The organism is Pseudogracilibacillus sp. SO10305, from assembly GCF_037072005.1.
In the GTDB taxonomy this organism is placed as follows: domain Bacteria; phylum Bacillota; class Bacilli; order Bacillales; family Amphibacillaceae; genus Pseudogracilibacillus; species Pseudogracilibacillus intestinigallinarum.
In genome coordinates, this window is the sequence record NZ_JAXHDE010000011.1 from 1 (window position 1) to 15,163 (window position 15,163).

Below are 15,163 nucleotides of genomic sequence, written 5' to 3' on the forward strand. Positions count from 1 at the left end.
GCATTTATTGTTGTTTGTTCGGTTTTGAGGGAATATTTCTAACGTAGATGGGCCTGTAGCTCAGCTGGTTAGAGCGCACGCCTGATAAGCGTGAGGTCGGTGGTTCGAGTCCACTCAGGCCCACCATCTAGAATACATATTCATTTTTACTATGGGGCCTTAGCTCAGCTGGGAGAGCGCCTGCCTTGCACGCAGGAGGTCAGCGGTTCGATCCCGCTAGGCTCCATACTAAGCATCTATTGATCATGAAATCAATAGATGCTTTTTTATCGTTTTCGAATAAAGTAATCGTCCATAATTATATGAAAATAGGACGATGTCGAGTGATAGGATATGAGTCGTTATCAGGTTAGGTGATCACCTATAGGCATTTAACATCTTACTTCATGCCTGAACAGTATAATCTGTTGGAGTGGAATTATTGTAATATTTCGATTTATATTAAGTTGAACGTTTTACTTTGACAAAGTAGATAGAAAAGCGTAACATGTCTAACCATGCTATGAATTTTTGAGTGGGATCAATATTCATTGTGTAATGATAAATAAAGGGGAAGTTTTGTGCGTAATATAAAGAAGGAAAAGCAAGTTATTGACTATCCTGTTTTTATGATTAGTGGTGGATTGCTATTACTATTCATTATTATTGGATTTATGAATCAAGACCTTGTGACAAACATTGTAAATAGTTCTTTTGCATTTTCGGTTAAATATTTTGGTGGGTTGTACCAGCTTATATTGCTAGGTACTTTTTTTATTGCCTTATATTTAGGTTTTTCTAAGTATGGAAAAATTAAATTAGGCAAAATGGAGCGACCAGAAATTGGCACATTTGAGTGGATATCTATTATTATGTGTACATTATTAGCAGCAGGTGGTGTATTTTGGGCGGCTGCGGAGCCGTTAAGTCATTTTATTGAGACTCCACCTTATTTTTCAGGTACGGAGGCGAAAACAGCTGAAGCAGTAGTACCTGCACTTGCGACTAGTTTTGTGGATTGGGGATTTTTAGCATGGGCAATATTAGGGACATTAGGAACAATTGTATTAATGTATGCCCACTACCATAAAGGCGCACCATTAAAGCCGCGGACATTATTATATCCATTTTTCGGTAATAAAGTTATGGAAAAAAGTGTGCTTGGAACTTTAGTTGATGCAGCATGTGTTATTGCTGTTGCAGCAGGAACAATTGGTCCTATCGGATTTTTAGGATTGCAAGCGAGTTACGGTTTAAGTGCACTATTTGATATACCAGATACGATGGCAATGCAAATAATCATAATTGTATTACTCGTTATTGCTGCGGCAATTTCAGCAGCTACTGGAGTGCATAAAGGAATTCGTATATTAAGTACGTATAATGTTTATTTAGCGCTATTTTTAATTGTTGTATTATTAATACTTGGGCCAGCATTATTTATATCAAATTCATATTTAGAAGCAATGGCTACGTATGTGGAGAATTTCTTAACATTAAATGCGTATCGTGGAGATGAAGGTTGGTTAAGTAGTTGGACGATATTTTTCTTTGCATGGTTCTTAGGATATGGACCGATGATGGCAATGTTCGTAACGAGAATATCTCGTGGACGTACAATCCGACAGTTAGTAACATCTGTTGCGATTATCGCACCGATTATTTCAACATTTTGGTTTACGGTTGTAGGTGGGACAGGTATTTATCAGGAGTTGATGAATCCGGGTTCTGTTTCCGATGCATTAAATAGTAATGGTCCACCAGCAGCGATGATTGCCATTACAGAGCAATTACCATTTGGTACGATTATTGGATTTTTATTTATCGTCGCTACGATTATTTTCGTTCTGACAACGACGGATTCGATGTCTTTAACAATTTCAATGGCAATAACAGGTAGTGGCAATCCATCCAAGCTTTTACGCGTGTTTTGGGCGTTATTAATGGGAGCTGTAGCTGTTTTATTATTAACGATTGGTGAAGATAGTATTAATGCATTACAATCTTTCATTGTCGTTACAGCAGTACCTGTATCCATATTACTGTTAACGACTTTTTGGACAGCACCGAAAGTGTGTAAGGAAATGTGGAACGAACAGAAGTAGTTTGGATAGTAAGAGTAAGAGAGAAATATAATAATCATCATAAAAGGGGTGCCATGTATCATGTTGGCATCCCTTTTATCTTTGTTTATATATTTGCTTAAATTAATCCCATAAAGAATGAGACGATTAATAAAATAATACTGATTCCCCATAACCAGAAGAAAGAGTAACGAATATGTTTCCCCATTTCAAGTCCTGCAAGCCCTAAAGCTAACCATAATGCAGGAGAGAATGGACTAACAAATGTACCGACGATATTTCCGACAATCATTGCATATGTTGTCGCTAGAGATGAAATGCCGAAAGTCGTTCCAATTTGATCTGCTACAGGTAACAACGCAAAATAGTAAGCATCTGTACTTAGTAGTAAATCTAATGGTAAACCAAGTACACCAATGATTAAGTGGATATATGGTGAGATGAATTCTGGAATGATTTTAACAGCATCAGTTGCGATAGAATCTAACATACCAGTTCCACTTAAGATACCTAGGAAAGACCCAGCTGCTAAAATAATGGTCCCCATTGTTAAAGCACTTGCAGCATGTTCTTTAATAATGTCATTTTGTTCATCAGCTGTACGGAAATTAATAACAAGTGCAATACTTAGCGCAATCATAAATACTAAACCTGCTGGAATGACACCCCATACAAGCATGATTACAACTAAAATAGTTAAAAGTAAATTCACCCAAAGTAACTTTGGTTTCTCCTTTGGTTCTGTACTCTCTTTAGCTTCCTTTATTTCCTCTAGAGCAATTTTAGTAGAACCGTACTTCTTTTCGATGCGACGTTTTTCCATAATACCTAAAAAAGCGGCTAAAATGATCATTAAAACCATTCCAATAATTTGAATAGGAATAAGTGGGCGCCATAATTCCGTGACATCCATATCTAATACAGAGGCAGCTCTTCCTAACGGTCCTGCCCATGGAACCATATTCATAATACTAGCACTACCACCGATGAGTAGTAAAAGTAAATACGGATTCATTTTCATTCGTTGGTATAAAGGTAAAAGTGCAGGAATCGTAATTAAAAAGGTAGATGCACCGGATCCATCTAAATGTGCAACTGCTGCAATAATAACTGTTCCAATACTTATCGTAACGATATTTCCTTGTGTGATTTGTACCATTTTATTTATTAATGGATCAAACAATCCAACATGTTGCATAAGTCCAAAGTATAAAATAGCAAAAATAAACATGATGACAACGTTCATTACTTTTAAGGAACCTTCTGTGAAAAATTCTCCAATATCCGCAAGCCCAAAACCTGTAATTAATGCTGCGATAATAGGAATGATAATTAACGGGATAATCGGAATCGTTTTTCCCCTTAAAAGTATAGCAACAATAACGACTATTGTTATAAAACCAACAATACTTAACATCTATAATCCTCCTCATGTAAAACGCTTTCTTTATTGTACTAATTGTACACGCTTACAGTGAGGGAGGAAATATTCCATTTATATAGTTTATTAAGAAAATAAAATTAATTTTGTTCATATTGTTCACGGAGGATATACATTCTCTGTGGTCTACCAACTTGTCCATAATGTACTGTCGCTTCGACAACTTGTATCGCGTCTAAGTATTCTAAATATCTTCGAGCAGTGGAGCGGCTAACTCCAATTTTTTCTGTTAAAAGTTGTGCGGTAATATATTCTTCTTCTAAAGAGGGAAGAAAAGTTAATATTTTTTCTAATGTTAATTCATCAATTCCTTTTGGTAGTTCTCCTTGTTTTTTTGTTTGATTTTCTTCATCTAATTTTTCCGCATGAAAGAGAATATCGAGTTGAGCTTGCGTCCATTCTTGCTCTTGTAAGTCTACTTCCTTTTTGAAATTTCGAAAACTTGCTTGCAATCGCTCTTTATCAATAGGTTTGATCATAAAATCAAATACTCCTAGTTGTTTTGCGGCTTTAATCGTTTTCGTATCATTTGCAGCCGAAGCAATAATAATATTGCTATATGGATATTGTTTCCGTAAGTTTTCTACTAATTCTAGTCCTTGCACATCTGGAATATACATATCCAATAAAATGATATCTGGTAATATTAGACTCGTCTCTAAAAACTCCATTGCATCTTTTGCATGTAATGACGTATGCAACACATGGCAAAAAGGCAATTGTTCCACCATTTCTTTATGAATATGTGCAATTCTAAAATCATCTTCAATGATTAATACGTTTACGTTCATTTGTTGGCTCCTTTCTTTGGGAGAATCACGATAAATCTTGCTCCACCAAAGTCACTTTCATCGATTAATATTTCTCCATCTAAAGCGTGAACTGCCCGTTGCACGATAAATAAACCTTTTCCATGACCTATCGTTTGCTTCGTTGTTATACCGTCTTCAAAGATTAGATCTATCATTGCTTCAGGTACTCCCTTTCCATTATCATCCACTTCCAGTACGATATTGTTTCCGACATCTGTTATATGCAATTGTACATATGGTCGATTAGAGGAAAGAGTAGCTGCAAAGGCATTATCAATTAAATTTCCGAGTGTTAATAAAATACATTGACGAATTTGCTCATCGTTTATTTTTTGTAAGGAACTATCTTTTTCAATTTCAAATGTAATTCCTTTTTCATTCGCAATATTATATTTAGCGATTAACAATCCGTGGATGACGGCATCTTTAATTTGATTTTCTAAAGAAGGATAATAAGTAGAAGATGTATCTAACTCTTCTTCAATAAATTGTTTCGCTTCTTCATAATGTTGTAATTGTATTAAGCCGTATAATGTATGAATCTTGTTGGAAAACTCATGTGTTTGGGCACGTAATCCTTCTGAATATTGTTTAATCGAGCTTAATTCGCGTGTTGCTTTTTCGAGATCTGTTTTCTTTCGAAAAGTTAATACTGCTCCATATAACGTGTCGTCCATTTTCAGAGAGAGTACATTCATTAAAACTGGTTCATTTTTAATGATATATTCTGTATCTTGACTCATTTCATTTGTTTTGGCATAGTGTAGTAACGGGAAGGATAAAATGGCATCTAATCGTTTTCCGATTACATCGGTTTCTATTTGTAACATTTCTTTTGTTGCTTCATTTATTAATGTAATTCGATTATGTATATCGACGGCAATGATTCCTTCTTTAACAGATTGTAAAATGGCCTCCTTTTGTAATAAAAGGGAGGCAATTTCTTCTGGTTCCATTTTATGTAGTAATTTTTTTAAATGTTGAGCAATAAGAAAGGCGCCGGCCATACCTATTCCTAAAAATACGATAAGTAAAAACAAAATTGGTGTATTTTGCTTCCATACGAGTTTATGTATATCTTCTAATAAATATCCAACGGAAACAACTCCAACAATATCTCCATCTTTTATGATAGGACTTTTCCCTCGAATAGATAACCCAATACTCCCTTCTTTTTTAGAAATATAAGACTTACCATCTTGGAGGGCCCGTTCATTATCATCCCCAACCATTTTCTTGCCAATTCGATCTTTAAGTGGATGCGCAAGTCTTACTTCATTTTTATCCCCAACGACGATAAATTCGGCATCAATTTTATGTTGAATGGCATCTGTGTAAACTTGAATATTTGCAGAAGGATCATCCTCATCAAATGCTTGTATTATGCTTGGAGATGCGGAAATTGCTTCAGAAACTGCGAGTGCTTTTTTACCAACTTCCTCTTGAATATTTTGTGATGTAATGGAATGAATGTATAAGTACAATGCTAGAAAAATAATAAAAATAAGAGCATTCATTAGTACTAAAACTTTCGTTTGGAATTTTATTTGTTTATACCATTGCCTTATTATTTGCACGTTCATCCCTCCATTTTTGTATATTATCTAATTATATTGTAATCGATTTACATGGGAGTTTACATGTATTTTCATTCAAAATATTTACGAGAAGTATTTTATTTGCACAAACAAATAATTTTCGTTATGATATGAGTGAAATGAGCAATACAAAGTTTATGAAGATTCCACAGTAGCTCAGTGGTAGAGCAACGGAGCGTAAGCGAAGTCTGCGAGGAGTGCGTATGCACGACGAGACCATTAGAGTTAACACATGAAACAATCGGGTATAAGTAATTTACTATGATTCCACAGTAGCTCAGTGGTAGAGCATTATATGATTTTTGTTAAAAAATCATATAAACTGCGCCGAGGACCGTAAGGCCCGGAGGCGGCTATCGTCAAGTTACACACGAAACAATCGGGTATAAGTAATTTACTATGATTCCACAGTAGCTCAGTGGTAGAGCAACGGAGCGTAAGCGAAGTCTGCGAGGAGTGCGTATGCACGACGAGACCATTAGAGTTAACACATGAAACAATCGGGTATAAGTAATTTACTATGATTCCACAGTAGCTCAGTGGTAGAGCAATCGGCTGTTAACCGATCGGTCGTAGGTTCGAACCCTACCTGTGGAGCTTTTTTATGTCTTTTTGCTCTCGTAGTTTTGTGGCAAAACATTTATTTTGTATGGAAAATACATATTATTGGATATTTGAAAATAGTATGATGAAGTGATTTAATTACTTAAGAATTTTGCTGAGATGTATGAAATGATGATTTTTTTAAATGCCAGTATAGTTTAATGGTAGAACACCGCCATGGTAAGGCGGCGATGTGAGTTCGATTCTCACTACTGGCTTATATTTATAAAAGTATTTGAAGAGTGTAAGTTGATTTTAAATGGACTTTCGGATAAAAGTATGTAAATACATTTAATGTTGTTTTTCCTGTAAAAAGTTTGAACACGTTCAAAATGGTTAATCTTGTTTCGGTTATATATTAACATTCTGCTAAATATGTTTTATTGCCATTCGACACACTAATATTACATTATTACATATCAACCCTTTCTCACATTGGTGGGAAAGGGTTTTTGTCTCAAAATCAAAGGGTATACAATTATTGCTAATCTAAATTTTAGTAAATATAGAAGAGTCGTAACTTATAAATTTTAGGATGATTGTATGGCTACAAAGGTAAATGAAATCATACAAGCAGCTATTATACGCATCATTATGATAGTGTTAATATTTATTTTAGAGTTTCCGAGGATAGGTGTTCTTCGTCAATTAGTCGGTTCTCGTTATTTTGCTTTTTTTTACCTCTACAACATATTCGATCATTGTATTATGTAAAATTTCAAGACTTTATGAAGAGAAAGATGAAAAGTAATTTATACATTGAAAGGGATGGTGAAAACGAATTTTATTTCCTTTAGTGCTTTGCTAACGACAGGATTGGACCATAAAGTAAATACGTTTTTGCAATCTAATCCCAACATAGAAATAGTCGATATAAAGTTTGCAGCAAGTTTTGGATTTATTTTCGTATCAATTGTATATAAGTAATGATAGCTAATCACTCTATGTTTTTTAGAGTGGTTTTGTTTTTATATACGATATTTAATGCTCAAAAAGATGTTTAAAAGTCGTTAGATAGGAGAAGCTACCTGTGAAACATTTAAATAAAACAGGAAAGGAAGAACTAACTTTGAAGCCACAAGTGAAAGAGTTTCAAGATGATCAAGATGTCATTCAAGAGGTAGAGAAGCAATTGAACGATGGTGTGTCGAAAGAAAATTTATATATTATTTCACATGATGATGATCGTACGAAACGTATTGCGAATAAAGTGAATGCAAATGTAATTGGATTAGAGGAAGAAGGTATGAAAGTCGCAATGGAAAATATGTTCAATAAGAAAGGGGATGAATTAAGAAATAAATTAGAAGTAATTGGCTTTTCGGAAGACGAGGCAGCAAAATTAGAAGAAAAACTTGATCATGGTAAAGTGTTATTAATAAGTACGAGCGAAAAATAGTATAATAAGAACTAAAAAATTCCCATGTCATGAACTGTTTACTTTAATAATTTCCCGAATGCTTTGCCACATACAAAATAATTTAGTACGTAATTGGGTGAAAAGGGAGATTATTCCAACTAGCCTATTAGAACAGTAATGAAATTTTCTTTAAATGATTATATTTGGGATAAAATAGCATCGGATTATCTGGAATATGTTCAGATCGAATATTTAGATGTTAATGTAGATGAAAATAAAATGAATGGTCAAACAACGTTTAGCCGAGATAGGTGTACAGCAGAAGATCTTTTGAACGAAGTGTCCCGAATGAATTCTAATAGAAATGGATGATGTTATACTATGAAGATAATCTTATAAAGAATAGTGATTAAAAATAGGAACGACGTCCATTCATTAAACAGATAGAAAAGTAATGTTTTTTATCTGTTTAATTTTTTTGGTAAAAGTGAGTTATCATTTATGAAATATGTACAGGTTTTTTTGTTTTATATAATTACTGCTTTTGTTATATATGCACTTATAAATTGATCGCACTTTCATTTTTATTATTGTAATTTTATGTATCGTTCGTCTTTCTTATATTTTATTTTGTATGAGTCAGGAGATATGTTGAATGGAAGCAAAAGAATTTTCATCAATCTGTATTGTTATAAACACAATTCTTAAATTTACATCTATTTTACATGTAATTTATAATTAATTAAACTTTCACTGATACGATAAAAGTAGTTCAAAATTAAGAGGAGGAAATTATCGTGTCAGAAAGTTTAGTAAAGAAAACAGGGTATACGCAATCCCAGAAAATGATGATCTTTATTTTAGCAATGTCACTTTATGGACTTGCAGATTTATTTACGGAGTTGTTGCCAGAGTTTCAAATCGGACCAGTGGATTTATCTATTAAATATATGGTATTTGTTCCTATCATTCTCGTTATTTTATTTCATCCGTTATACGCAGCTTTAGGTTCAGCAGTTGGATCTATAATTTTTGGGAGTCTATTACTTGGAGATTTCAGTGGATTAGGTGAAGTTGAAGGTTTCCTTCAATTTACGTTGGCAATGTATATTGCTGGGTTACTTGTAAGAGATCCAACTAGTAAAGGACAAATTGCGACGGCAGCAATAGTTGGGGTATCAATTGATCAACTATTGGGTGCGATTGTTGACATCGGTAAGGTATGGTATGGGGTAGAAGAGTTGGAAGCTGTACCAGGATTACCTGAAAGTATAGTTATCATAGAAGCTGTTGATTTTGTTACGAATACGTTTATTTCCGGCGTTCTTTTCGGAGTAATTCCTGCATTTTATTTAATTCCAAAGTTATATGGAAAAATTGAGCCTTTAATGGGAATGAATCCACGTGATAAGAATACAAATGGATCTATTTTAGAATTCATTTCCATTCGTTTAATTGTTATAACGATTTTCCTAACTTTTGTTGGATTAGTTGCAGAGTTTATAGCTGAAATGGACATCAGTTTTGCAGTTTGGGAACCAGATTTCTTAGATCAATTTGGAGATGGGTTTATTTGGTTACCAATATCTGTTGCGGCAATTATTTGTATAACAGTTATCTTTATTGCAGTAAAATTAGCCACCAAAAGAAAAAATACAGAAAGGGATAATGAAAAATGGCCAGCTTAAATCAACCAATTATAGAAATTAATAATGTTCGTTACCAATACCCTGGTGCGGATTATCCAGTATTAAATGGTGCAAATTTAACGATTCATAAAGGAGATTTTCTTGCTATTATTGGTGGTAATGGTAGTGGTAAATCAACTATTTGTAAAACAATCAATGGTTTGATTCCGCATTATTTCTCTGGATACTTTGATGGAGAAGTGATAGTTGAAGGGAAGTCCGTCAAAGATCAAGCAGTTGCGACATTAAGTCATCATGTTGGCTATGTATATCAAGATTTTCAAAATCAGTTAATGAAGTTAACTGTTTTAGAGGATGTTTCATTTGCTCCACTAAATTTTGGCTATAAAGATTATAAAGAAAAGGCGAAACAGGCTTTAGAATTGGTCGGAATCACGCATTTACAAAATAAAACAATCTGGGAATTGAGTGGAGGAGAAAAGCATTTAACGGCACTTGCAGGTGCACTAGCACTTAATCCGGAAATACTAATTGTAGATGAACCTGTAGCACAGCTTGATCCCCAACATGCTACAGAGATATATGAGAAATTAAAATTTTTAAATGAAGAATTAGGTAAAACAATTATTACTATCGAACATCATACAGAGTTTATAGCAAATTACTGTAAGCAAGTAGCCCTTATTGAAAATGGTAAGGTGAAATGGCATGAGGATGTAAGAAAGGGACTATTCAATATTACGGAGCTTCAAGAAACACATATATATCCACCACAAGTAACACAAGCAGCTATGCAATTAAATGATGTTACAACTAATCATGACTTGCCGATTACAGTGGAGGAAGCTATTGAGTACTTTGAGGGGTTTTATTTTTATCCTGACACTAATCGTCATCAGCCAAATTTACATACAACTAATTCTGCTATTATATCTGTATCGGATGTCCAACATGAAGTAAAACTATTAAACAAGGAAAGAAGAACGGTTTTAAATATTGAAGAATTAACGTTCTATACAGGTGAGCAAGTTGCCATAGTTGGAAACAATGGTGCTGGTAAAACTACATTAATGAAATGTTTAGCCGGAATTATTACACCGAAACAAGGTGAAATTAATGTCAATGGTATCGATGTATTAAAAACACCAGTTGAAAAGCTTTCTAGTCATATTTCTTATATTTATCAAAATCCAGAAGAAATGTTTATTCAGGATACGATAAACAATGATATTACTTTCTTTGGGGATGTACGTAATATGAATCAAGACGATCTGTATGAACATATTACAGAATCATTAGATATGAAGGATCTACTTCCACTTGATGGTAGATTACTAAGTGGCGGACAGCAAAGGAGATCATCTGTCGCCATAGGTCTCGGAATGCTACCTACAGTTATGATGCTAGATGAACCAACAGCTAGCCTTGATATAGGAAATCGAAAACAATTAATTAATATTCTACACTCCATTCGTGATGAGGTAAAAACGGTGCTTATCACGACACATGATATGCAACTTGTTGCAGAGTGGGCAACAAGAGTGATTGTTATGGAGCATGGAAAAGTTATTTTTGATGGGACACCAAAAGTTTTATTTGATCGGGTAGATATTTGGCAACAAGCTGGACTTAAACTGCCACAAATTGCAGAACTTAGCCTAGCTTTAAATATTCATCCTGCGTTATCTGTAAATGAATTCGTTGGGAGAATAAAGGAGGTTCATGTCGATGGATCTAACGGCTAAAATAAAAGATGTACTTAATGTAGAAACAATTAAACTGGAATTAATCAAAACAGCCTTTGGTAAACCAGATGTATATTTTTCAAAAATTGATGCCAGATTATTAATCTTTTGGTATTTAGTTATTAGCCTTTTACCATGGTTTACATTTAATAATACTATTTTAATCACCATTATTATTTATGCTACTTTTTTAGCATTTATCTCAAGAGTAAGTCCGTTGATTTTAACATTACTATTTATCGGGATTCTAACAGAATTATTTACAATATTTATCGTTTCGGCGTTTTTTGCAGGGGGAAGTCTTGAAGCCATACTACCCCTTCTTACTTTATCAATGAAGATATTCATTATGTCCATTGCAAGTGTTTCTGTCTTTGCGAGTATGAGTCCTGAAAAGTTGAGTGATGGTTTATTGAGTTTAGGATTACCGGCACAATTTAGCTTTGCAGTATCCTATGCATTCCGGATGTTACCCATTTTGCTAGACGAGTACCATCAAATTTTTCAATCTTACAGATTACGTGGGAAGACACCAGAAAAACATGGTTTTCTGAAATGGCGAATTGTTTATTATTATATCAAAGTAATTGTTCAATCATTTTATCCTTTGATGCTAAATGTCGCAAAAAGAACAAGACTTACAGTAGAAGCGTTGGAAGTACGAGGGTTTTCGTACTCTCTTCATAATCCCGAAGCGAAAAAACAAAAGTTAACTTATTTGAAATTTAGAAAACAAGACTACCTATTCATTTTTACGCAAACGATTATAATTCTACTCATCCTTTGGTTTGGTGCAACGTTTCCATCCTAGGAAATCACTTATTTAAAAGGAGAATTTACATGCAAATTGATTTTCATACACATGCTAACTTATCAAAAGAAATAAATATCTCTTTTGAGGATTTTAAAAAGAAAATGAATGAGGCGAAAGCTAATGGGCTTACGGCATTAGCTATTACAGAACATTTCAATGCCGCTAATATAATCGAGTTTTACGAAATGTTACAGGCAGAATACCCTTATGAAAAAGATTATTATAAGATTGAGGGAATGAAAATATTTTGTGGGTTAGAAGTGGATGTGAAAGAAAATGGCCACTTTCTTATCATTGGCTCTCGAGATGATATTTGGACCATCGCACATCTTCTTATCCCATATCGTGATAAAGATGCTTTTATTCCAGTAAAAGAGCTTATTAATTTAACTTCTGATTTTAATGTGTTAAAGATTGGTGCCCATCCTTTACGTAAATCGACACCTTGGCATCATCACGAAGTGGATGTTTTGCAACAATTTGACGCATATGATTTAAATAGTAAAGATTTATTTACAGATGGACTAGAAATGGAAGAAAGAGTTCAGTCTTTTGCTACTTCATACAATGTTCCAGTAGTGGGTGGTAGTGATACTCATCAGGAATTACAGTATGGATCTATTCTCAATGTATTTCCTGAGTGTAATTCCATCGATGAACTAAGAGAAGTAATTCGTCAAGGTAATTATGAAATACAAATATCTCCTTGTTTGGAAGTGAAAGTTAAGGCTGCAAGTCAAATTAAGAAAATGATGAAGGAATTGAATTTATATAATAAGGTTAAATAATTGTAAGGTAGATTTCTTTACCTTCATTATGAGAAGGATAAACGCATGAAATCAAATTTAATTCATTTGATTTCATGCGTTAAATTTTTTAATCTTCTGTAACAAAGGAAAATAGATGGGTATACTGTATGGAAGTGTGTATCAAATGTAATTAGCGTGTCGAATGCATGAGAGTGTTAAACAAATGCAATGAAGCACAAAGGTAGATGGACTGGACCATACAGGCCATATGACGAAAAAGCAAGCACATTGTCCACTTACATCTTCTTGTTTTTTCATGTTACACATGTTCTAACATACGATTTAGTGCTAATTTTGCATATTCAGCTGTCTTATTCTCTACTTTTATTACATGTTTATATTCTTCGGTTTCAATGGATTCTATGGACCATAATAAATGGGCTAAATCTATTCGATTCATTGTCATACATGGACATAAATGTGGGTTAAGGGAAATGATTTCCTTATCTGGATGTGCTTGAATCAAACGTTGTACTAGATTCATTTCTGTTCCGATGGCCCATTTACTTCCAGAGGGTGCCTCCTCAATCATACGGATAATATAACTTGTTGAGCCAACATAATCAGATTTTGCGACTGTTTCATAAGGACATTCTGGGTGAACGAGTACACTTATATTGGGATAATCTTTCCGTACTTGTTCGATGTTTTCTACAGTGAAATTCTCATGTACAGAACATTGACCCTTCCATAAAATAACTTTCGCATCCTCTATATTGCCATTGAATTCGAATGAATTTGTTGATTGATTCCATACCGCCATTTTATTCAATGGTATTTCTAGGTCGTGTGATATATTTCGACCTAAATGTTGGTCAGGTAAAAATAAAATTCTCTCCTTCTGTGTAAATGCCCATGTAATTATTTTTTTCGCATTGGAAGATGTAACAGTCGCACCACCATTTTTTCCGACAAATTGTTTAATTTCAGCTGTAGAATTTACATACGTTAAGGGAATTATTGTATCACCGAATGTTTGTTGTAATGTTTCCCAACAGCGTTCCGTTTGCTCTATGTTTGCTGTATCTGCTAAGGAACAACCAGCACGTAAGTCTGGTAGTAATACGGTTTGTTCTTCTTTTGTTAACATATCTGCAGTTTCTGCCATAAAATGTACACCACAAAAGACAATAAATGCAGCTTGATCATTTTTTTCGCAAAGTTGAGCGAGTTGTAAAGAGTCCCCAGTGGCGTCGGCGAACTGAACGACCTCATCTTTTTGATAATGGTGTGCTGGAATAAAAAGTTTATCTCCAAATTTTTCTTTCAACTTTTTCACTCTATTCTCCATTTCTTCCATTGTTAAATTTTTATATTTTGTAGGGATTGTTGTACCTTGCTGAAATAAATCAATAAATTGTACCATTTTAATACCCTCCTTCAATCATGACGCTTATATCTAAAGCTTTTACAGAATGAGTTAAAAACCCTAATGAAATAAAATCTACTCCGACATGCCGGAATTCATTAATTGTATTAAGTGTTATCCCACCAGATGCCTCCGTGTAAATGTGCTTTGGTACTAGTGGAAGTAGTTGCTGAATTTCATATGGGGTACGATTGTCGAACATGATGATGTCACATTTCGCATCAACGGCTTCCATTACTTGTTCCTTCGTTTCAGTTTCCACTTCGATTTTTATCATTGGACCGACTTGTTCTCTTACTTTTTGAACAGCATTTTTGATAGACCCTGCGGCCACGATGTGATTATCTTTAATCATAGCGCCGTCATATAAACCATTTCGATGATTCCATCCTCCCCCACAAGAAACTGCATATTTTTCAAATATCCTTAAACCAGGCGTTGTTTTTCTCGTATCACAAATTTTAATAGTTGGATCATTGAGCTTTTGAACAGCATGATTTGTCGTTGTTGCTATGCCACTCATGCGCTGAATTAAATTTAAAATAACTCGTTCACCGACTAAGATAGAAGGGATGGGTCCCGTCACTTCGGCGATAGTTTCTTGTTTCTTTATAGATTGTCCATCTTGTTTTTTTAATGTAACCCGAATGGATGGGTCAATCATGTGATACATATGCTTGATGATGGATATTCCGGCGATGACTCCTGCTTCTTTTGCGTAAAAATATGCTTTTGCTGGCTCTTTCTTTGTAAAAATAGACATTGTAGCTACATCTTGATGTCCAACATCTTCTAAATAAAATTGTTTCAATTTTTCTTTGATTAAGACTTCGTTCATGTTAACTCCTTTCTTGTGATTTACTTCACATGACTATGATGTTTATTTTGACATTCATACGA

At 34.1% G+C, this 15,163-nt stretch carries 11 protein-coding genes and 4 tRNA genes; 10 read left to right on the forward strand and 5 right to left on the reverse strand.

Features of this window, described 5'->3' with window-relative positions:
- Positions 1-49: 49 nt before the first annotated feature.
- From SPD45_RS09550 to SPD45_RS09560, 3 genes are all read left to right on the forward strand, one after another.
- Positions 50-126: transfer RNA gene (locus tag SPD45_RS09550), tRNA-Ile, on the forward strand.
- A 27-nt stretch (positions 127-153) separates the two neighbouring features.
- Positions 154-226 (forward strand) — tRNA-Ala (locus SPD45_RS09555).
- A gap of 334 nt (positions 227-560) precedes the next feature.
- Complete coding sequence (locus tag SPD45_RS09560; RefSeq protein ID WP_336267510.1) at positions 561-2,084, forward strand: BCCT family transporter; 1,524 nt, start codon at positions 561-563, stop codon at positions 2,082-2,084.
- Positions 2,085-2,181: 97 nt separating this feature from the next.
- On the opposite strand, the gene SPD45_RS09565 is transcribed toward SPD45_RS09560, so the two are convergent.
- The 3 genes from SPD45_RS09565 to SPD45_RS09575 all read right to left on the reverse strand — a co-directional run bounded on the left by SPD45_RS09565 (position 2,182) and on the right by SPD45_RS09575 (position 5,893).
- Positions 2,182-3,480 (reverse strand): CitMHS family transporter, encoded by a 1,299-nt coding sequence (locus tag SPD45_RS09565; RefSeq protein ID WP_336267511.1) that lies wholly within the window; start codon positions 3,478-3,480, stop codon positions 2,182-2,184.
- Positions 3,481-3,584: 104 nt separating this feature from the next.
- A complete protein-coding gene (locus SPD45_RS09570) occupies positions 3,585-4,295 on the reverse strand; it encodes a response regulator (protein ID WP_336267512.1) in 711 nt (236 codons plus the stop codon).
- Positions 4,292-5,893 (reverse strand): sensor histidine kinase, encoded by a 1,602-nt coding sequence (locus SPD45_RS09575; protein WP_336267513.1) that lies wholly within the window; start codon positions 5,891-5,893, stop codon positions 4,292-4,294. Before SPD45_RS09575 ends, SPD45_RS09570 begins: the two co-directional genes overlap by 4 nt.
- A gap of 546 nt (positions 5,894-6,439) precedes the next feature.
- Here SPD45_RS09575 and SPD45_RS09580 point away from each other — a divergent pair.
- The 7 genes from SPD45_RS09580 (at position 6,440) to SPD45_RS09610 (ending at position 12,873) form a co-directional block, all read left to right on the forward strand.
- Positions 6,440-6,511, forward strand: a tRNA-Asn gene (locus tag SPD45_RS09580).
- Positions 6,512-6,664: 153 nt separating this feature from the next.
- Positions 6,665-6,735: transfer RNA gene (locus tag SPD45_RS09585), tRNA-Thr, on the forward strand.
- Positions 6,736-7,586: 851 nt separating this feature from the next.
- On the forward strand, positions 7,587-7,916 hold the full coding sequence (locus tag SPD45_RS09590; protein WP_336267616.1) for a general stress protein: 330 nt from the start codon (positions 7,587-7,589) through the stop codon (positions 7,914-7,916).
- A 758-nt stretch (positions 7,917-8,674) separates the two neighbouring features.
- A complete protein-coding gene (locus SPD45_RS09595; protein ID WP_336267514.1) occupies positions 8,675-9,565 on the forward strand; it encodes a cell division protein FtsQ in 891 nt (296 codons plus the stop codon).
- Positions 9,553-11,271, forward strand: a complete 1,719-nt coding sequence (locus SPD45_RS09600; protein ID WP_336267515.1) for an ABC transporter ATP-binding protein — start codon at positions 9,553-9,555, stop codon at positions 11,269-11,271. The genes SPD45_RS09595 and SPD45_RS09600 overlap by 13 nt, the downstream gene beginning before the upstream one ends.
- Complete coding sequence (locus SPD45_RS09605; RefSeq protein ID WP_336267516.1) at positions 11,255-12,082, forward strand: energy-coupling factor transporter transmembrane component T family protein; 828 nt, start codon at positions 11,255-11,257, stop codon at positions 12,080-12,082. The genes SPD45_RS09600 and SPD45_RS09605 overlap by 17 nt, the downstream gene beginning before the upstream one ends.
- 29 nt (positions 12,083-12,111) lie before the next feature.
- Positions 12,112-12,873 (forward strand): PHP domain-containing protein, encoded by a 762-nt coding sequence (locus SPD45_RS09610; protein ID WP_336267517.1) that lies wholly within the window; start codon positions 12,112-12,114, stop codon positions 12,871-12,873.
- Positions 12,874-13,153: 280 nt separating this feature from the next.
- On the opposite strand, the gene nadA is transcribed toward SPD45_RS09610, so the two are convergent.
- Entirely contained in the window at positions 13,154-14,260 is a 1,107-nt protein-coding gene (gene nadA, locus SPD45_RS09615; RefSeq protein ID WP_336267518.1) for a quinolinate synthase NadA, read from the reverse strand.
- A 1-nt stretch (position 14,261) separates the two neighbouring features.
- Positions 14,262-15,101, reverse strand: a complete 840-nt coding sequence (gene nadC, locus SPD45_RS09620; protein ID WP_336267519.1) for a carboxylating nicotinate-nucleotide diphosphorylase — start codon at positions 15,099-15,101, stop codon at positions 14,262-14,264.
- Positions 15,102-15,163: the final 62 nt, after the last annotated feature.